The sequence below is a fragment of the Klebsiella sp. RCJ4 genome, from assembly GCF_009025755.1.
In the GTDB taxonomy this organism is placed as follows: Bacteria; Pseudomonadota; Gammaproteobacteria; order Enterobacterales; family Enterobacteriaceae; genus Klebsiella; species Klebsiella michiganensis.
In genome coordinates, this window is record NZ_WCIN01000037.1 from 103975 (window position 1) to 123688 (window position 19714).

The following is a 19714-nucleotide window of genomic DNA, read 5'->3' on the forward strand; positions in this document are numbered from 1 at the left end:
TAACGCGGGCGCCGAGGCGCCCGCAGGACTTAACTAATCGCCACCGGGAAGATTGACCCAAGAAGCATGGCGCCAAGGATCGCGCCGCCGGTGATAGGCTTCTGCCAGATGTAGAACAGCAGCGCGCCCGCCAGGGAACCGATGCCGATAGGAATAGAAGCGGTCATGGCGCTGAGGATAATCAACGGTCCGAGGAAACGGCCTGAGGCGTTACCGGCCCCCATCATGACGTCCGCACCGTAGGTGGAATCGCTCTGGTTGATGGTGAATTTACGCGCCAGGATGATGATGTAGCCAATCGCGAGGCCCAGCACCAGGCCGGTGACCAGCGAGGCGGCAAAGTTGGCGACCGGGAAAACAAAGCCCGCGCCGAGCAGCAGCGCCGGAACGCCTAAGCCGACGCCGGTCTGAATCGCCCCGCCGATATCCAGAATCCCCACCAGCGAGCCTTCGATAATACGCGCGAACAGGAAGCTGGCGCCGAACGCCGCTACCGCGCCGTAGGCTCCGGTATCAATTCCCGCTTTCAGCATCGCCACGAAGGCGACTTCGTTAAACGCGCCGATGCCGTAGAGGTAGTACATATGCGTCCCGGCAAAGACGCCGGCGGAGAGCAGGCCAACAAAGATCGGGAACGACCAGTCGGCATACCAAAAACCTTTATTTTGTTCCATGAGAGGCTCCTGTTATTTACCGCTGAGCGAGTTGTGGATCAGTTCCAGCCAGTTCGGCACGGTCAGATGGAAGGATTCAATCATCTTCATGTCGAAACCGCGGAAGAAGCCGCTCAGAACGAACAGCGCGACGATCGCCACCATCATCACCTTGGTGACGCGGTGCCAGCCGCTCTCTTCAACGCCTTTCCCGATCAGGATGCCCAGCACCAGGCCCGGAACGGCGTTACCCATAATCAGCTGCGCCGCGCCGCCGAAAATCGTCGCCCAGAAGCCCGATTTTTTACCGGCATCAATCGCCGCCAGCCAGAAGATGACCGGCATCACCGTATTCACCAGCAGGTTTGCCGCCGGAACCAGCACTTTTACCGCCGTCACCTGCAGCGCTTCCGGTACAGAAGAGGCGGTGAGGTTGAGGAAAGCGACCACGATCATGCCGATAATGCCGCAGGCGATGGCCATCTTTTTCGGATCGTGCAGCGTCTCGCCGACGTTGCGGTTTTTAATCATCAGCGCTGCCGCCCCCCAGTTGGGGATAATGCGGTGGTCAACGTCCTGAGTGAAGGAGCCTGCCGCGACGGAAGAGGCCCAGGCGTTGAAGAAGAAGCCCAGGCCAAATGAGAAGTGGGAAGCCGGATCGCCTTCACATGAATTCAGCTCGCCCAAGGTACGAAACGCCCCCATCCCCTGCGTGGTGGGCGCATGAAACATGCGTGCCGCTCCGGCGCCTACGCCGACGCCAACCAGGCCGCCGATGATGAGCGATTTTATTAAAATTATCAGGAACATAGTCTGACCCTTTGGTGAAAATCAGGTTTGCGTGACGAAATCCACTTTATCGAGATTAATGGCGGTCACGGTGACGGTGACCTTCAGCTCCACGCTGTAGGTTCGTCGCTCACGGCGCAAAAAGAAGAATAAAAAGGCCTCTTTCCGTACCGCTTCACGCGCATGAACAACCTCCACGTCCTGTGGTTCAATACGCAGTAAGATGTGCGGCGACGTTTTCATCACCGCCGCCTGGACATGGTTCAGGGCATCGGCAAAAGCGCGCGTTTTGCTCTCGCCTTTGCCGGTTACGCTCACCGTGGTGGTGAATTGCTCTTTCATGCTCACGCGCCGTACTTCTTCTTCCAGGCCTCAACCAGGCGTTCACCCAGCTCTTCTTTATCCATAAAGCCGAAGCCCAGTACGTTGTAGCCTTCGTTGATCGCGGTGACGCCTTCATCAACGGAACGCATGCCATATTTCGCCTTGTAGCCGTGCTTATTCTGCGCGGTGATAGCCCCTGCGCCGCCGCTGCCGCAGAAAGAGATACCGAAGGTGGCGTTTTCCGCCTTCATCATGTCGCCCAGCTTCATATCCGCGGCAACGCCCGGCACGACCACGGCGCGAGCGCCGGCTTTTTCCGCACCTGCGGCAACTTTTTGTCCTTTACCCAGGCGATCGCCAATAACAACGGTGATTTGTTCCATTTGTGTGCTCCTTACAGGTTATCTTTCGCGACTTCGAAGTGGACGGACAGCAGCCAGGCTTCTTCATCTGGCAGATTGCCGAACTGCGCGACCACTTCGCGGGCCAGCATCATTGAATCTTCTGAGATCTCTTCGAACAGACTGGCATCCACTTCCGGCAGCGGCTCGCCGCTGATTGACCGATGGGCCATCGCCCGAACGTGGGAAGTCAGCATTTGCTCCTGAACGTCGTTGGGGACGATGTTGCGGCGGCTTAATAGTGCGAAAACCTGCTGCAGCATCTTGTCGGCCAGCTGTTCGGTTAGCGTGGCCTGCTCCTCTGGGACGTGTGTTACCGCTCCGTTATTCACTTGAATTACCCCGTTGATGTCTCTGGGGATAACACTAATGCCGGGGGCAAAGAGTTTGTAGCGAGTTGTTTTCCACTTCGAAGTGGAAAGGAAGAAGGCAGGCGTGATCTATTTCACATAGTTATTGTGGATGTATTCGCCCCAACCAATTCTCGTGATGAACATCACAAGATCATCGGTGTCACGGTGGCGAAAACCGGCATGCAGGAAAAGCGAAAAATGTGACGGTGATGGAGTTTTGAATTAACAGAATGTGGGAGGCATCGGCTGACGCCTCCCCACAAAGAGAAATTAACGGTACTTCTTATGGTATGTATTGCGGGTGGTTTTAAACTCTTCCGCTGCGGCCTGGGCTTCTTTGACTTTGCCTTCATCAGCCAGCTTCAGCGCGCCGTCAATCTGGCCGATCAGCACATCGAAACCGTGACGATAGTCTTTCATTTCCGCACTGTCCGCCGCTTTACCTTCCAGCTTCGGCGGCGTCTCTTTCTGGGCGTCAACCGCCGCTGTGCGCATCTTATTCAGCGCCGCTTTCAGCTCGCCGGCATCTGAAGTTTTCTGCACCACTTGCAGGTTCTCAGCAAGGGTATCCATGTCTTCGCCCAGATCGGCGAAAGCCGATGCCGAACCAAGCGCAAAAGCCGATACGGCCAGCATCGCTAACAGTTTTTTACGCATTGCTCACTTCCTTTTTTATTATTAAGCACACAAGTGTTATTGCCCGGCGATCTTCATCTCCGGCAGCAGTACGGAACCGCACTGAATGTTGCTGCGCGTTTCGATATCGTCGCCGATGGTCACGATATTACGCCACATATCTTTCAGATTTCCTGCAATGGTTATCTCACTGACCGGATACTGAATTTCGCCGTTTTCTACCCAGAAGCCGGATGCGCCGCGTGAGTAGTCGCCGGTGACGCCGCTTACACCCTGCCCCATCAGTTCCGTGACGACAAGACCGGTCCCCATCTCTTTAAGCAACTTTGCAAAACTCAGGCCGCGGCCGTTGATCCGCCAGTTGTGAATACCGCCCGCGTGGCCGGTGCTCTTCAGCCCCAGCTTACGCGCCGAGTAGTTGGTCAGCAGCCACTGGGTCAGTACGCCGTCTTTAATGATATCCCGGCGTTCCGTACGGACGCCTTCGCTATCAAACGGCGTCGAAGCCAGACCTTTCAGCAGGTGAGGATGCTCTTCAATGGTCAGCCAGTCCGGCAGGATCTGGCTACCCAGCGCATCAAGCAGGAAGGTGGATTTACGGTAAACCGAACCGCCGGCGATCGCCCCGACCAGATGGCCAAACAGACCGGTAGCGACTTCGTTGGCGAAAATCACCGGCGCTTTCATCGTCGATAGCTTACGCGGGGCCAGGCGCGACAGGGTGCGGCGGGCGCACTCTTCGCCAACCCACTCCGGCGATTGCAGGTCGTCTATCGCCCGTCCGATGGTATAAGCGTAATCGCGCTCCATATCGCCATTCTCTTCGGCAATCACGCAGCTGGAGAGCGAGTGGCGGGTAGAGCAGTAGCTCTGCAGCATGCCGTGGCTGTTGCCGAACACTTTAATGCCGTAGTGGCTGTTAAAGCTGCCGCCTTCGGTATTGCTGATGCGTTTATCGGCTTTTAGCGCCGCCTGTTCAGCGCGGGAGGCCAGCTCGATGGCTTCATCCGGGGAAACTTCCGCCGGATGGAACAGGTCAAGATCCGGGGCTTCAAAAGCCAGCAGTTCTTTATCCGCCACGCCCGCGCACGGGTCCGGCGAGGTATAGCGGGCGATATCCAGCGCCGCCTGCACCGTGCGGGCAATAGCCTGCGGGCTGAGATCGGTCGAAGACGCGCTGCCTTTGCGATTCTGGTGATAAACGGTGATGCCGAGAGCACCATCGCTGTTGAATTCTACGTTCTCCACTTCGCCGTAGCGGGTGCTCACGCCGATACCGGTAGTTTTACTGACGGAGACTTCCGCGCCGTCGGATTTGCCTGCCGCCAGTTCCAGCGCCGTGGTCACGGCCTCTTCCAGCGTCTTACGCTGTTGTGCAACTTGAGAGATGACTTTCATCGCTAATGCCATAATGTAAGAAGGAGTTAACTGAAGTCTAACAGAGAACCGTTTTTCAGTGCGCGCCTTAACTGGTAACATTAGTCTCTTTTTTAAGGAGCCTGAGATGACAAAGCAGCCCGAAGACTGGCTCGACGACGTCCCTGGTGATGACGTCGAAGATGAAGACGATGAAATTATCTGGGTCAGTAAAAGTGAAATTAAGCGTGACGCCGAAGAACTGAAGCGTCTTGGCGCGGAAATGGTCGAGCTGGGTAAAAACGCGCTCGATAAAATCCCGCTGGATACCGACCTGCGCGACGCGATTGAACTCGCCCAGCGTATCAAGAAAGAAGGCCGCCGCCGCCAGATGCAGCTGATTGGTAAAATGCTGCGCAGCCGCGACGTCGAGCCGATTCGTCAGGCGCTGGACAAGCTGAAGAACCGCCACAACCAGCAGGTTGCGCTGTTCCATAAGCTTGAGCAGATCCGCGATCGTCTGATTGATAATGGTGATGATGCCGTGGCTGAAGTGCTGAACCTGTGGCCAGATGCCGATCGTCAGCAGCTGCGTTCGCTGATCCGCAACGCCAAAAAAGAGAAAGAAGGCAACAAGCCGCCGAAGTCCGCGCGTCTTATCTTCCAGTACCTGCGTGAACTGGCCGAAAGCGAAGGCTAATTCTGTATGACTCCCCGGATTACGGCTATTGCCCGATCCGGGCGACCCACTCCCTCGAACGCAATGCCATGGACAATGGTCAATTCGAATTTTCCCTGCATTTAAATCGGTTTTAATTTTTCATTTTCATTCCATTTCGTGCTTATATTTAACTTTTATTTCACAAAAAAGCCGTTCCATTGCAATCCGGCTGGCAATCTCCCCTCGCCATCAACGCCAATGCCATCAACACAACCTGTTAACTTTATTATATAAAACTATATAACCCTGCCTTTAGGGCGCTGACTTTATCAGCAGTTTGCTTATCTTTGATCCACCTCTCAAAACGGTTTTGATATTTCATACATCATAATAATGAAAAATAAATTTCATTAAAGTACGAGAACCGAAACGGTGCGTGCGCGTATTTTTGGCCAGTGAGTTCTGTTCATTAAAACCTGGCGTCTGCAGGCTTTCCTCAGCAGAAAGTCGACAAAATCATCCGCACCGCCGCAGGTGAATCGCCCAGCGGAGGCCATCGTCCGGCAAGAAGCAGGAATTCACTTTTCACGAAAGGGGCTAACCCGGCGGTCGGTTATTTACCGCCGACCGGAGCCAGATTTTAGAGAGTCGACAGCTATCATCATGGAGAAAAATATGACTACTGTACCAAGGCTGAAATATTTCGTTGATGGTCAATGGCGCGTATCGCAGACCGAACGCTATATGGACGTCTATAACCCAAGTACCGGGGAAGTCATGGCTCAGGCCCCCTGCTGCACCGAGCAAGAAGTGCTGGATGCCGTTGCCGCGGCGCGCAAAGCCTTTCCGGCGTGGTCAGATACGCCGGCCATTAAACGCTCGCAAATTATGTTCCGCGTTCGCGAATTATTAATCCAGCATCAGGACCGCTTAACCGAGCTGGTGGCAAAAGAAAACGGTAAAGCCTGGGGCGACGCCCAGGGCGATGTATTAAAAGCGAAAGAAGGTACCGAGCTTGCCTGCTCGATTCCCACTCTCATGGCCGGTGAAAACCTGATGGACGCCTCTGCCGGGATCGACACCAACCTTTATCGTGAGCCAATTGGCGTGTTCGCCGGTATTGTGCCGTTTAACTTCCCGGCAATGATCCCGATGGGATGGATGGCGCCATTATGCGTCGCCTCCGGTAATACCATGGTGATTAAAGCGGCCAGTATGACGCCGATGACCTGTATGGAAATCACCAAACTCTATCAGGAAGCAGGTGTGCCGGATGGGGTGATTAACGTCGTGACCTGCTCACGCAATGAAGCCGATATCTTGCTGACCCACCCGGACGTCAACGGCGTCTCCTTCGTCGGCTCAACCTCCGTGGGTCTGCACGTTTACTCCAAAGCCGCCGCTCACGGCAAGCGCGTTCAGGCGCTGTGCGAAGCGAAAAACCATGCCCTGGTGCTGGCCGATGCGCCAATTAACCGTACCGCAGCGGGGATTATCAACGCCGCGTTTGGCTGCGCGGGCGAACGCTGCATGGCGCTGCCGGTTGTCGTGGTGCAGGAAGAGATCGCTGATAAGCTGATTGCCGCCGTCGTCGAGAAAGCCAAACAGCTGAAAATCGGCCCCGGCTATCTGCGCGATACCGATATGGGTCCGGTGATTTCTAAAGATCATAAGCAATCGGTCATCAACTGGATTAATAAAGGCATTGAGGAGGGGGCAAAGCTGGTGCTCGATGGTCGTGCTATTCAGGTGCCGGGCCAGGAAAATGGCTTCTACGTCGGGCCAACCATCCTGGATCGCGTAACCGAAGAGATGAGCGTCGGCACGCAGGAAATTTTCGGGCCGGTGCTGTGCTTTAAGCGGGTCAAAACCTTCGAGGAAGGTCTGCAACTTATGAACAATAACCCGTTTGCCAACGGCTCGGTTATTTTCACCCAAAGCGGCTACTACGCCCGCGAATTCCAGAAACGCACCCACGGCGGCATGGTCGGTATCAACGTCGGTATCCCGGTGCCGGTCGGCGTATTCCCGTTCTCAGGCCATAAGCAGTCCTTCTTCGGCGACCTGCACTGCCTGGGCAAAGACGGCGTCCGTTTCTACACCGAATCAAAATGCGTGACCTCGCGCTGGTTTGATGAAGAGGAAGCGAAACGCGAAAAAGTCGACTCCTGGGACGGTACGATTTAAACGCCGCTAATACCCCAAATAATTCAAGTTGCAGTCAACGCACCAGCCGCTCGAAGTATGACGGTCAACTCCCTCCAGATATTGCTTAGGCAATATCTGGAGCATTAATTCGATTTTTTTACTCTGCACGTGTCGCTGAATCGTAAATGACGAATGCACACTAAAAAAATCCTTAATATTAAATGGAGTTTCCTATGACCCAGGCCTTCTCAATTCCTCGCAGTATTATTTATGGCGAAAATGCTTTAGAACATCTTTCCACGCTGAGCGGCAAAAAAGCCGCGTTAGTCACTGGCGGAAGTTCCATGAAGCGTTTTGGCTTTCTGGATAAAGCCGTCAGCGAACTTAATAAAGCGGGTATGGAGTGCATTATTATCGATAATGTCGAACCCAATCCGTCCATTAAAACCGTCTGGCGCGGCGCAAAAGCGATGCAGGCTTTTGAACCGGACTGGATAGTGGCGATTGGCGGCGGCTCCGCGCTTGATGCCGCAAAAGTAATGTGGTGTTTCTACGAGCATCCGCAGCTGAAGTTCGAGGATATTCTCCCGGTCGGTTCCATGCCGGCGCTACGCAATAAAGCCCGATTTGTGGCGATCCCTTCCACCAGCGGCAGCGCCTCTGAGATCACCGCATTTTCGGTGATCACCGACACGGCAAATCATATCAAATACCCGATTGTTGCCGCCGATCTGGTACCGGATATCGCCATTCTCGACCCCACCATTCCGGCAAAAATGCCGCCGCACGTTACCGTTCATACCGGAATGGACGTTCTGACCCACGCCATTGAAGCCTATGTCTCCACCGCGGCCAACTCGTTTACTGACCCCTATGCGGTAGAAGCGATTCGGCTGGTGTTTACGTATCTGGAAATCGCCTGGCGCTCACCTGATGATTTAAACGCCCGCATGCATATGCACAATGCTTCTGCGCTGGCGGGAATCGCCTTCACCAACGCCTCGCTGGGGTTAGTTCATTCAATGGCGCATAAGATTGGCGGCGAGTTTGGTATTACCCACGGTCTGGCAAACGCGATTATGCTGCCTTATATCATTCAATATAATGCGAAGTTCACCAAAAAATATCGTCAGCTGGAAGCGGCGTTAGGCATCAAAAACCTGATTGAAGCGATCAACGCGCTGAATCAACGTCTGGGCGTGCCGAAAACGCTAAGCCAGTGCGGCGAAGTTGAAATCAATGAAATCACCTTTGTGAACGTCCTCGACAGAATGAGTCACCATGCCGTTGACGATCCCTGCACATTAACGAATCCTAACTATCCGTCCGTTCAGGATGTCAAAGGGCTCTATACCAAAGCGTTCTACGGCGCTTGATAACCTCCCCGCTGCGTTTTTTTTAAACGATAAAGCCGCTTCAACCAGGGCCGCCTGGGCCACTAAAGCCCGGCGGCCCTGTCGTTTCTAAAGGCTTCATCATAGCCGTAGCCAGTAATAGCTGAATCGTTAAAGCTAAAATCATCCTGATTCACATTTTTTTAGCAACAACTTTTATAATTACTTAAAAAAAGCGATTTAAATCTCATTTAAAAATATAAAAACGGCCGTTTTCTCACCAGGTGAGACACTTCACATTTTCATAATCCACTTACAACTAAATTTCCTGCATCAGCAACACAATCGATTCAGCAAAAGGGTTAAAAAATGAAAAAAACATTAGCTTTAACAGCAATTGCCATGCTTGTTTCTGGGCCAGTAGTCGCGAAAACATGGGTGCTGACAAGCGCTGAAAGCGGCATGGATAAAGGAAACTGGCAGATAACCAGCGACCAGCTGAAGATAAAAGATCATAACTTCAGCATTGAGCAAAAAGTCCTTCACGGCGGGAAACAGGAAGGCAGCAAAATCCTCGTAATCCACAGCAAAGACGGCCTGACGATTACCCTGAGCCCGACTCGCGGCATGAATCTGCTGAAAATCGAAGGTTTTGGTTCACGGATGGGCTGGGACTCACCGGTAAAAGAGGTGGTCAACCCGGCCTTTATTAACCTCGAAAGCCGCAACGGGCTGGGCTGGCTGGAAGGCTTCAATGAAATGATGGTGCGCTGCGGCTATGAATGGACCGGCCACCCGGTAACCGCAGACGGACAGATTTATACCCTGCACGGCAAGGTCGGCAACACGCCGGCTTCACAGGTGGAAGTGGAAGTCGCGGACACCGCGCCGTATGAAATTCGCGTTCGCGGGCTGGTGAAGGAGAGCACGTTTAAGAAAGCGGATCTGCAGACCATGACCGAGCTGCGCTATGTACCCGGCAGCAACAGCTTCAGCCTGCACGATGTCTTAACCAACCATGCTGACTATCCGCATGACTATCAGATTATCTATCACAGCAACTTTGGCAAGCCGATCCTCGAAGAGGGGGCCCGCTTTATGGCGCCGATCGCCAGCATCAGCCCGTTCAATGACTACGCCAAAGCCGGCTTAAAAACCTGGCAAACCTACGCCGGTCCAACCAAAGATTTCGATGAAATGGTGTTTAACATGCAGCCGCTGGCGGACGAAAATCATCAAACGCTGGCCGCGGTGGTCAACAAAGCCGGCGACAAAGGGGCATCGATTCAGTTTGATACCCGCCAGCTGCCGGTGCTGACGCTGTGGAAAAACACCGATACCGAGAAACAGGGTTACGTGACCGGTATTGAGCCGGGTACCAGCTACGCCTATCCGGTAACCATCGAGCGCGAGCAAAAACGCGTTAAGCAGCTTCAGCCCGGGGCAAGCACCCAGTTTGATCTGACCTATACGCTGCTGCACAGCAGCGAGCAGGTTGCCGACGTGGAGAAGAAAATCGCTGCCATTCAGGGCGATACCAAAGTAGCGGAAGACGAAACGCCTATCGCGAAGGAGTAGCGTAAGCTTTGAGCCCATCCCGGGTTGCGGCGTAACGCCTGACCCGGGCTACCGGCCCGCAGACGGCGCTGAACCCGTAGCCCGGCTAAGCGCAGCGCGAGCCGGGAGAAAACGGAGGTGGCATTGCGGGCTGCTTCCCGGAGGCGGCGCTTGACGCGCCTTGTCCGGACTACCGGCCCGCAGACGACGGTAAACCCGTAGCCCGGCTAAGCGCAGCGCGAGCCGGGAGAACAGCGGAGGTGACATTGCGCGCTGCTTCCCGGAGGCGGCGCTTGACGCGCCTTGTCCGGGCTACAAAACCTTGACCGCGCCAGCCTGCTCCATGACCACCAAACGCAAATCCTGCGCAAAGCGCTGGTACTGCGCCTCATTAATCGGCTGCGGATAGCTCAACACGATCAGTTCATGATCGGCGATGCCTTGATGATAGGTCGGATGGCGATGCGCCCAGGGATTCGCGCAAAAGCCCATGGTTTGATAAAAGCGCAGGCGCTTATGGGCAACTTCGCTGGTCAGCGGATCGATTTCCAGAACGGTCAGCGGCGCGCGCTGAAGTATTTCAGCTAACAGCCGCTTGCCGTAGCCGCGCGATCGCAAGGTATCGTCGATGGCCAGATGTTCAACGTAGCGATAGTCAGCAAACCGCCAGCAGCCGCTCAGGCCAATAAACTGGCCATCATCGAACCAGGCTTCCAGTTCATAATGCGGATTATCAAGCGCCTGCTGCTTAGCCTCGGCTTCACGCTGCTCGTGCCACGGGAAGGCCCTGCCGTACAGCGCATCAAGCGCGGGAAAATGCGCGGAATCGGTAGAGGTCACTCTTTCTGAATTCAACATGAACCCTCCTGGCCACAAAAACTATCCGCCCTCACGCGGAGAGCGGATAAACGAGGAGAATAGCCTACTCGGCCGCCTCGGCTTTTTTCGCCAGCTTATCGAGCAGCTTCTGATGAATGCCGCCAAATCCACCGTTGCTCATCACCAGAATGTGGTCGCCAGGATGGGCGGTTTTAACAATCATATCCACCAGCGCATCGACATCGGCGCTCCAGTGTGCAGGCTGTACGCAAGCGTCAGCCACTTCAGCAACCTGCCACGGGATATGCTGCGGCTGCAGCAGGAAGACCTCGTCCGCGCGACCGAGAGACGGCGCCAGGTCGTCTTTGCAAATGCCCATTTTCATGGTGTTAGAACGGGGTTCAAGCACGGCAAGAATACGCGCGGTACCGCCAACTTTGCCGCGTAGCGCCTGCAGGGTCGCCAGAATCGCCGTCGGGTGGTGGGCGAAATCATCGTATACGGTCACGCCGTTGGCTTCGCCGCGCAGCTCCAGACGGCGGCGGGCGTTGATAAAGCTGCCCAGCGCGTTGGCCGCATCGGCAGGCAGCACGCCGACATGCCGGGCGGCGGCGATGGCCATCAGGCCGTTATGCATATTATGCTCGCCGACCAGCGCCCACTTCACTTCGCCGACTTTCTCGCCGTCCAGCCACACTTCCCAGGAGGAAGCATCGGTGGTGAGCTTTTTCGCCTGCCAGTGCCCCTGTTCGCCAACCAGCTCCTGCTCGCTCCAGCAGCCCATCGACATCGTCTGCTTCAAATTGATGTCGTTCTCCGGCAGGATAATCTTGCCTTTGCCCGGCACAATACGCACCAGATGATGAAATTGCTTCTGAATAGCTTTTAGATCGTCAAAGATGTCCGCGTGGTCGAATTCAAGGTTATTGAGAATCAACGTGCGCGGGCAGTAATGAACAAATTTGGAACGTTTATCGAAGAAAGCGCAGTCGTATTCATCGGCTTCAATCACGAAGAACGGGCTGTCGCCGAGGCGCGCGGAAACATCGAAGTTGCCCGGAACGCCGCCGATAACAAAGCCCGGCTTGTAGCCGCAGGCTTCGAGGATCCAGGTCGCCATGCCGGCAGTGGTGGTTTTCCCGTGCGTTCCGGCAACCGCCAGCACCCAGCGATCGCGCAGCACGAAATCGTGCAGCCACTGCGGACCGGACATGTAAGGGATATTATTTTCCAGCACCGCTTCCACGCACGGGTTTCCGCGCGTCATTGCGTTACCGATGATCACCAGGTCCGGCTGCGGATCCAGCTGGCTGGCATCATATCCTTGAATTAACTCAATTCCCTGGTTTTCCAGCAGGGTACTCATTGGCGGATAGACGTTCGCATCCGACCCCGTTACCTCATGACCGAGGGAACGCGCCAGCATCGCCAGCCCCCCCATAAACGTGCCACAGATTCCTAAAATATGAATGCGCATTCGTCATTTCCTTCTCTTATCTGAAGCACAGTTTACCGGGATGTTGGGGGGGAAAGAAATGCATTTCAGGCGAATCCGTATTTTGCTGGCGCGATTCACCAGTGCGAACTTTTTTTATTCTTTGTTAAGATTGTTATGTTCGTTTTACTTCACATAAACATGCAGGGAACGGGTTATGAAAACGTTAGGTGAATTTATTGTCGAAAAGCAGCACGAGTTCTCTCACGCAACCGGCGAGCTTACTGCTTTGTTGTCGGCGATAAAGTTAGGCGCCAAGATCATCCACCGCGATATCAACAAGGCCGGCCTGGTCGATATCCTGGGTGCCAGCGGTGCTGAAAACGTTCAGGGCGAGGTTCAGCAAAAACTCGACCTGTTTGCCAATGAAAAGTTGAAAGCCGCACTGCGAGCACGCGATATTGTTGCCGGGATCGCCTCTGAAGAAGAAGATGAGATCGTCGTCTTTGAAGGATGCGAACACGCCAAATACGTGGTGCTGATGGACCCGCTGGATGGATCTTCTAACATCGACGTTAACGTCTCTGTTGGCACGATCTTCTCTATTTACCGCCGCGTCACGCCGGTGGGCACCCCCGTTACCGAAGAAGATTTCCTGCAACCGGGCAACCGACAGGTCGCTGCGGGCTATGTGGTGTATGGCTCCTCGACGATGCTGGTTTACACCACCGGCTGCGGCGTCCACGCCTTTACCTATGACCCCTCCCTTGGCGTCTTCTGCCTGTGTCAGGAGCGCATGCGCTTCCCGGAAAAAGGCAACACCTACTCGATTAACGAAGGTAACTACATTAAGTTCCCGATGGGTGTGAAGAAGTACATTAAGCACTGCCAGGAAGAAGATAAAGAGACCCAGCGCCCGTATACCTCACGCTACATCGGCTCTCTGGTGGCGGATTTCCACCGCAACCTGCTTAAAGGCGGCATCTATCTCTATCCGAGCACCGCCAGCCACCCGGACGGTAAACTGCGTCTGCTGTACGAATGCAACCCAATGGCGTTCCTTGCGGAACAGGCGGGCGGTAAGGCCAGCGATGGTAAAGAGCGTATTCTGGATATCATCCCGGAAAGCCTGCATCAGCGCCGTTCTTTCTTCGTCGGCAACAACCATATGGTTGAAGACGTCGAAAACTTTATTAAAGAGTTCCCGGACGCGTAACCCGCCTCTTCCCCTCCCGCCTTACGGGAGGGGAAATCCTTCAGTCAGTGCCCCACCCTTGTCACCGGCGAACTCTGCCGATTCTCCCACAGCACCGTCAGGCCGCGCTGCAGCGCGATAAAGATGAACAGCAGGATACCGATAGCGATCTTGGTCCACCATGAACTCAGCGTACCGTCGAAGTTGATGTAGGTTTGAATCAGCCCCTGAATGGCGACGCCAAACAGCGTGCCGAGAACCGTCCCCACCCCACCGCTCAACAGCGTACCGCCGATAACCACCGATGCAATCGCGTCCAGTTCAACGCCAACGCCCGCCAGCGCATAGCCCGCCTGGGTATAGATGGAGAAAACGATCCCCGCCAGCGTCGCCAGCCCGGTAGAGAGCATATAAATGCGGATCGTCGTGCTCCGCGTGGAAATCCCCATCAGGTTCGCCGAAGTCGCATTACCGCCGATGGCATAAACCTGATTGCCAAAGCGGGTGCGGTGGGCCATAAAAATTCCGCCGATCACCACCAGCAGCATCAACAGCCCCATCGCGCTCAGACGCCCGCCGCCGGGGATGGTCCATGCCAGTCCTGACAGCGCGTCATACACCGGATGATTAATGGGAATCGACTCTTCCGAGACCAGGTAGCTGACGCCGCGCAGGAAAAACATCCCGGCGAGGGTGATGATAAACGCCGGGATCTTCAGCGCATCAATAAGCAGGCCCATAAACGCGCCAAAGGCGCAGCCCATCACCAGCACCAGCGGAAACGCCACCAGCGGCGAAATCCCCCAGAAACCGATCGCTTTAGCGAGAAATACGCCGGTAAAGGCGATCACCGACCCGACCGACAGATCGATCCCGCCGGAGAGGATCACGAAGGTCATGCCGACGGCGATGATCCCAAGAAAGGCATTGTCGGTCAGGATATTGCAGATCACCCGCGTCGAGGCAAAGCCGGGAAACTGGGTCAGGCAGTAAAGGTATCCCAGTACGAAGACCGCGAGGGTAATCATTAACGGTAAATTACGTTTTATCATGGCCGCGCATCCCCTTCAGTATGCTGATAAAGCGCGGCGACTGGACGATCAGTACGCACAGCACCACCACCGCTTTGACTACCTGATTAAGCTCCGGCGGGAATCCTGACAGCAGGATCCCGGTATTCATCCCCTGGATAATCAGCGCCCCGACGACCGAGAGCAGCAGGTTAAAACGCCCGCCCATCAGCGAGCCGCCGCCGATAACCACCGCCAGGATGGCGTCCAGCTCCAGCCATAGCCCGGCATTATTGGCATCCGCGCCGCGAATATCCGCCGCAACGATAATGCCGGCAATCGCCGCGCAAACGCCGCTCAGCACGTAGGCCAACATCACGACGATGCGGGTATTTACCCCGGCGTTTTTCGCCGCACGAATGTTAATCCCCACCGCTTCGATAAACATCCCCAGCGCGGTTTTGCGGGTAAACAGCCAGAACAGCGCCAGCGTCACGATGGCGATTATCACCGGCGTCGGGAACAGCAGTAGCGATCCGCTGCCGAGCCACGCCAGATGCGGAGAGTCAAAGGTGACGATCTGCCCGGAAGTGATCAGCTGCGCCACGCCGCGTCCGGCGACCATCAGGATCAGCGTGGCGACGAACGGCTGGATCTTCAGCACCGCCACCAGAATGCCGTTCCACAGCCCGGCCAGCGCGCCGGCCCCCAGCGATGCGAGCAGCACAACCGTCAGGCTGTGCCCCGCCACGGTCATTGACGCCGCCGTTGCGCCGGCAATCGCCATCACCGCTCCGACGGAGAGGTCAATCCCGCCGGTGGCGATAACCAGCGTCATGCCAATCGCCAGCAGCGCCACCGGCGCGGCGCGGTTCAAAATATCTATCGGGCTGCCGAACAGTCGCCCGTCCTGGAGCACGATCTGGTAGAAATGCGGGGCGACCAGGCTGTCAACGACCAGCACCAGCAGCAGCGCAATAATTTGCGGCATCCCTTTTGGCCAGTTAAAGCGCCGTTTCGGCTGGCCGGTTTTCGGAACAGATTGAGGCATCATCGGTTACTCCTTATGCCGCAATAGCGTTCATGATCGCCGGCACGGAGAGCTCGCTCAGAGCCAGCTCCGCCACCTGCTGGCGATCGCGCATGATAATCACCCGATCGGCGTAACCCACCAGCTCTTCCAGCTCTGAAGAAATGACCAGCAGCGCCAGACCATCGGCGCACAGGGTTTCAATCAGGCGGATGATTTCAGCGTGGGCGCCAACGTCAATACCGCGAGTCGGTTCATCAAGGATCAAGAACTGCGGCTTCGTCAGCAGCCATCGGGAGAGCAGCACCTTCTGCTGATTACCGCCGGAGAGAAATTCGATCGGCTGTTCAGCGCTGGGGGTACGAATACCCAGTTGGCGAATGAAACGTTCGGCAATCTCATTTTGTTCGCGCCGACCAATCGGCCGCAGCCAGCCGCGCTGCGCCTGTAGCGCGAGAACGATATTTTCCCGCACCGAGGCGGCGGCGATAATGCCGTCGGTTTTACGATCTTCCGGACAGAAGCCGATCCCGAGGCAGGATGCCTGATGCGGCGAGCGCAGGGTTTGCGGCTTGCCTTTGATCCACGCTTTGCCGCTGTCGGCGGGTTTAATGCCGAAGATTACCTCCGCCGTTTCCGTACGTCCCGAGCCTAACAGCCCCGCCAGGCCGACGATTTCACCGGGACGGACCTGCAGACTAAACGGTGCGATGGTGCCTTTTTTGCCAAAATCTTCGAAGGCGGCCACCGGCTTATCGCTCAGCAGGGTGCGGCCCGCGCGCTGCAGGGCGTTATGCTCCAGCTCACGGCCCAGCATCATCTTCACCAGTTCAATTTGCGGCAGCTCGCGGGTTTCCCGGCAGCCGACAAAACCGCCGTTACGCAGCACGGTGATGCGATCGCTGACGGCATACACCTGGTCGAGGAAGTGGGTGACGAAAATCAGGCTGACCCCGCTATCGCGCAGCTGGCGCATCAGGGTAAAGAGCATTTCCACCTCCTGGGTATCCAGGCTGGCGGTCGGTTCATCAAGAATTAACACTTTTGCTGACAGGTCGATCGCCCGGCAGATCGCGACAATCTGCTGCATCGCCACCGAAAAGCGGTTCAGCGGTTCACGGACATCAAGAGAAAAACCGTAGGACGCCATCAGCGCGGTGGCGCGCTTTTCCATCTCTTTACGCCGCAGCAGGCCAAAGCGTCTGGGCTCGCGGCCGATAAACAGATTGTCCGCCACCGACATATTAGGCAGCAGGTTCACTTCCTGATAGACGGTGCCGATCCCCAGCTGCTGGGCGTGAGCGGTATTTTTCGGCGCGATCTCCCGCCCTTCCAGCCAGATGGCCCCGCGATCGGCATGATAGACACCGGTCAGCGCTTTGATCAGGGTGGATTTACCCGCGCCGTTTTCGCCTAACAGAGCCATGATTTCGCCCCGGCGCAGGCTAAAATTAACGTTATCCAGCGCCTTCACGCCGGGGAAAAATTTGCTAAGCCCTTCAGTACGAAGGATTTCCTGATGTAATTCGCCGTTCATGCTCTCCCCCCTCACCTTTGCCCTCTCCCCGATGGGAGGAGAGGGAAATCAGCCGCGCTTTAGCGACCGGGGACATCCCGGAGGCGGCGGTGAACCTGTCATTCGGCTACTCAGTAGCCCATATTTTTCTTCTTCTCTAACTCTTCTTTCGCCGTATCCGGCAGGTAGAGGGTCGATTTGGTGATGGTGACTTTTTCAGGCAGGGTGCCGTCTTTTTTGTATTTCTCCAGCGCATCGAACGCCGGACCGGCCATATTCGGCGTCAGTTCGACGCTGGCATTGGCCTCGCCGGCCATCATCGCTTTATAGATATCCGGCACGCCGTCGATAGAGCCGGTGAGGATATCTTTGCCCGGCTTCAGCCCGGCCTCTTTAATCGCCTGAATGGCGCCAATCACCATGTCGTCGTTATGGGCGTAAACCATGCAGATGTTCTTGCCGTTGTTTTCCGCTTTGATAAAGCTCTCCATGACTTCTTTGCCCTTGCTGCGGGTAAAATCGCCGGACTGGGAGCGGATAATTTTGATATTAGAGGCTTTAGAAATGGCCTCAGCGAAGCCTTTCTTGCGGTCAATCGCCACGCTGGCCCCTACGGTGCCCTGCAGTTCAACAACGTTACACGGCTTACCGTCGACGGTTTTGACCAGCCACTCGCCGATCAGCTGGCCTTCCAGCACGTTGTTCGCGGTAACGGTGGTCATGTAGAGATCTTTGTCTTTAACATCAATTGAGCGGTCGAGCAGGAATACCGGGATTTTGGCCTCTTTCGCTTCTTTCAGTACCGGCTCCCAGCCGGTCGCCACGACCGGCGCGATGAAGATGGCATCGACGCCCTGAGCGATAAAGGAGCGTACGGCTTTAATCTGGTTTTCCTGTTTTTGTTGCGCGTCGGCAATCTTCAGAGTGATGCCGCGCTTCGCGGCCTCCTCTTTCGCGACGTTAGTTTCGGCCGCACGCCAGCCGGATTCAGAACCGACCTGCGAAAAACCTACGGTAAGAGGGGCAGCCATGACCATAGACGACATAGCTGCGGAAACTGCTGTGACAAGAAGTAAGCGCTTCCACATAAGAGGATCCTCGTAGGGTTATTGTTGGTTAAAGCCTCACCTGCGGACAAACTATAGACAATCGGAGATGTAACTGAATGCGTTACATCACACTTCAAAAAAGTTAATTAGATGTTAATCGGCGGCCATCTCACCAGCGGAGAGCCGGTGAGGCTTCGCGAGCCGCGCGAGCTTCGCCGTTTATGACGAAATTTTGCACACTTTGAGATATCAAGCATATGCAATGAAAACGGTTACATAATTTTATTCAGTATGCGGCTATGTTTATGGATTTTCAGGCTGTCTTACGCTGAAAAATTCAGACTCCACCCACCCGTTCTGGGGAAAAAGAAGCGAAGACATTCGATGTGAGTTGGCTATAATACCGGGCACTTGTTTGCCATACATTTTAAAGGAAACAGACATGAGCTTACTCAACGTACCTGCGGGCAAAGATCTGCCGGAAGACATCTACGTCGTGATCGAGATCCCGGCGAACGCAGATCCTATCAAATACGAAGTCGACAAAGAGAGCGGTGCACTGTTCGTTGACCGTTTCATGTCCACGGCAATGTTCTATCCGTGCAACTACGGCTACATCAACCACACCCTGTCCCTGGACGGCGACCCGGTTGACGTTCTGGTCCCAACGCCGTACCCGCTGGAGCCAGGTTCAGTCATCCGCTGCCGTCCGGTTGGCGTGCTGAAAATGACCGACGAATCCGGTGAAGATGCGAAACTGGTTGCGGTACCGCACACCAAGCTGAGCAAAGAGTACGATCACATTAAAGATGTGAACGACCTGCCGGAACTGCTGAAAGCGCAGATCACCCACTTCTTCGAGCACTATAAAGACCTCGAAGCGGGCAAATGGGTTAAGGTTGACGGCTGGGACAACGCTGAAGCGGCGAAAGCTGAAATCGTGGCTTCCTTCGAGCGCGCTAAGAAGTAATTCAGCCGCACTCAGGTTCGCAAAAACACCGCCTCCGGGCGGTGTTTTTTTGGCCGTTGATCCATGCCCGAGCCGGCGACAGCACCCAACGCCACAAAAAACAACGCCACCCGAAGGTGGCGTTATCGTTATTAATACTGGTCTTTATCCAACCAGTTGCCGCTTTCTATCAGCGTGAAGCCCTCAACGGGGCGCTGATAGACATACATCCAGGCGCTACCGTAGGGCGTCTGGATCAGGTGACGAGCATACTCGCCGCCTTTGGTACGCAGCGCATCCAATTCAGCCAGCGTCGATGCGTCAATACGATAGACCTCACCATGTACCGTGCCATCGCCGGGCACCGCGCCTGGATAGTGGCCCAGGCTGTACAGTTGATAATCATTGACACTATGATCGCCCAGCCACTGAGCGTTGGTCATCCAGTGGCTGTTGCCTTGTTTGCGTCGTAAACTGCCGTAAACAAATATTCGCATTG

At 55.4% G+C, this 19714-nt stretch carries 20 protein-coding genes; 6 read left to right on the forward strand and 14 right to left on the reverse strand.

Features of this window, described 5'->3' with window-relative positions; genetic code table 11:
* Positions 1 to 29: 29 nt before the first annotated feature.
* The 7 genes from F8562_RS13985 to pmbA form a co-directional block, all read right to left on the reverse strand.
* Entirely contained in the window at positions 30 to 674 is a 645-nt protein-coding gene (locus F8562_RS13985) for a DUF4310 family protein (RefSeq protein ID WP_004098076.1), read from the reverse strand.
* Positions 675 to 686: 12 nt separating this feature from the next.
* A complete protein-coding gene (locus F8562_RS13990; RefSeq protein WP_004098075.1) occupies positions 687 to 1463 on the reverse strand; it encodes a DUF4311 domain-containing protein in 777 nt (258 codons plus the stop codon).
* A gap of 21 nt (positions 1464 to 1484) precedes the next feature.
* Entirely contained in the window at positions 1485 to 1784 is a 300-nt protein-coding gene (locus F8562_RS13995; RefSeq protein WP_004098073.1) for a DUF4312 family protein, read from the reverse strand.
* A gap of 2 nt (positions 1785 to 1786) precedes the next feature.
* Positions 1787 to 2149, reverse strand: coding sequence for an SFCGS family glycine-rich protein (locus F8562_RS14000; protein WP_004098072.1), 363 nt, complete (start codon positions 2147 to 2149; stop codon positions 1787 to 1789).
* A gap of 11 nt (positions 2150 to 2160) precedes the next feature.
* Positions 2161 to 2499, reverse strand: a complete 339-nt coding sequence (locus F8562_RS14005; RefSeq protein WP_004098070.1) for a PRD domain-containing protein — start codon at positions 2497 to 2499, stop codon at positions 2161 to 2163.
* A gap of 291 nt (positions 2500 to 2790) precedes the next feature.
* Positions 2791 to 3177 (reverse strand): cytochrome b562, encoded by a 387-nt coding sequence (gene cybC / locus F8562_RS14010; protein ID WP_009652340.1) that lies wholly within the window; start codon positions 3175 to 3177, stop codon positions 2791 to 2793.
* Between the two features lie 36 nt (positions 3178 to 3213).
* Positions 3214 to 4566, reverse strand: a complete 1353-nt coding sequence (gene pmbA, locus F8562_RS14015) for a metalloprotease PmbA (RefSeq protein ID WP_004098067.1) — start codon at positions 4564 to 4566, stop codon at positions 3214 to 3216.
* Positions 4567 to 4660: 94 nt separating this feature from the next.
* On the opposite strand from pmbA, the gene yjgA reads away from it, so the two are divergent.
* The 4 genes from yjgA to F8562_RS14035 all read left to right on the forward strand — a co-directional run bounded on the left by yjgA (position 4661) and on the right by F8562_RS14035 (position 10233).
* Positions 4661 to 5212: a ribosome biogenesis factor YjgA gene (yjgA, locus tag F8562_RS14020; RefSeq protein ID WP_004098062.1), complete on the forward strand. Its 552-nt coding sequence runs from the start codon at positions 4661 to 4663 to the stop codon at positions 5210 to 5212.
* A gap of 636 nt (positions 5213 to 5848) precedes the next feature.
* Positions 5849 to 7360, forward strand: a complete 1512-nt coding sequence (locus tag F8562_RS14025; protein ID WP_004098061.1) for a CoA-acylating methylmalonate-semialdehyde dehydrogenase — start codon at positions 5849 to 5851, stop codon at positions 7358 to 7360.
* Between the two features lie 194 nt (positions 7361 to 7554).
* The gene (locus tag F8562_RS14030) at positions 7555 to 8697 is read left to right on the forward strand and encodes an iron-containing alcohol dehydrogenase (RefSeq protein WP_014837210.1); all 1143 of its coding nucleotides are present in this window, start codon (positions 7555 to 7557) and stop codon (positions 8695 to 8697) included.
* 327 nt (positions 8698 to 9024) lie between these two features.
* Positions 9025 to 10233: an aldose 1-epimerase family protein gene (locus F8562_RS14035; RefSeq protein WP_014227648.1), complete on the forward strand. Its 1209-nt coding sequence runs from the start codon at positions 9025 to 9027 to the stop codon at positions 10231 to 10233.
* Between the two features lie 291 nt (positions 10234 to 10524).
* Here F8562_RS14035 and F8562_RS14045 read toward each other — a convergent pair whose 3' ends face one another.
* A complete protein-coding gene (locus F8562_RS14045; RefSeq protein ID WP_014227647.1) occupies positions 10525 to 11070 on the reverse strand; it encodes a GNAT family N-acetyltransferase in 546 nt (181 codons plus the stop codon).
* 64 nt (positions 11071 to 11134) lie between these two features.
* A complete protein-coding gene (mpl, locus tag F8562_RS14050; protein WP_014227646.1) occupies positions 11135 to 12508 on the reverse strand; it encodes a UDP-N-acetylmuramate:L-alanyl-gamma-D-glutamyl-meso-diaminopimelate ligase in 1374 nt (457 codons plus the stop codon).
* Positions 12509 to 12683: 175 nt separating this feature from the next.
* Here mpl and fbp point away from each other — a divergent pair, with 175 nt between their 5' ends.
* Positions 12684 to 13682, forward strand: coding sequence for a class 1 fructose-bisphosphatase (fbp, locus tag F8562_RS14055; RefSeq protein WP_004098053.1), 999 nt, complete (start codon positions 12684 to 12686; stop codon positions 13680 to 13682).
* A 44-nt stretch (positions 13683 to 13726) separates the two neighbouring features.
* Here the strand turns inward: fbp and yjfF are convergent, their stop codons facing one another.
* From yjfF to ytfQ, 4 genes are all read right to left on the reverse strand, one after another.
* Positions 13727 to 14713 (reverse strand): galactofuranose ABC transporter, permease protein YjfF, encoded by a 987-nt coding sequence (gene yjfF, locus F8562_RS14060; protein ID WP_004098052.1) that lies wholly within the window; start codon positions 14711 to 14713, stop codon positions 13727 to 13729.
* A complete protein-coding gene (ytfT, locus tag F8562_RS14065) occupies positions 14700 to 15725 on the reverse strand; it encodes a galactofuranose ABC transporter, ATP-binding protein YtfT (protein ID WP_014837207.1) in 1026 nt (341 codons plus the stop codon). The genes yjfF and ytfT overlap by 14 nt, the downstream gene beginning before the upstream one ends.
* 10 nt (positions 15726 to 15735) lie before the next feature.
* Positions 15736 to 17238, reverse strand: a complete 1503-nt coding sequence (gene ytfR / locus F8562_RS14070) for a galactofuranose ABC transporter, ATP-binding protein YtfR (RefSeq protein WP_014837206.1) — start codon at positions 17236 to 17238, stop codon at positions 15736 to 15738.
* 110 nt (positions 17239 to 17348) lie between these two features.
* Positions 17349 to 18305: a galactofuranose ABC transporter, galactofuranose-binding protein YtfQ gene (ytfQ, locus tag F8562_RS14075; protein ID WP_004098043.1), complete on the reverse strand. Its 957-nt coding sequence runs from the start codon at positions 18303 to 18305 to the stop codon at positions 17349 to 17351.
* A gap of 403 nt (positions 18306 to 18708) precedes the next feature.
* On the opposite strand from ytfQ, the gene ppa reads away from it, so the two are divergent.
* Positions 18709 to 19236: an inorganic diphosphatase gene (ppa, locus tag F8562_RS14080; protein WP_004098041.1), complete on the forward strand. Its 528-nt coding sequence runs from the start codon at positions 18709 to 18711 to the stop codon at positions 19234 to 19236.
* Positions 19237 to 19367: 131 nt separating this feature from the next.
* On the opposite strand, the gene F8562_RS14085 is transcribed toward ppa, so the two are convergent.
* A complete protein-coding gene (locus F8562_RS14085; RefSeq protein ID WP_004098039.1) occupies positions 19368 to 19712 on the reverse strand; it encodes a gamma-glutamylcyclotransferase in 345 nt (114 codons plus the stop codon).
* Positions 19713 to 19714: the final 2 nt, after the last annotated feature.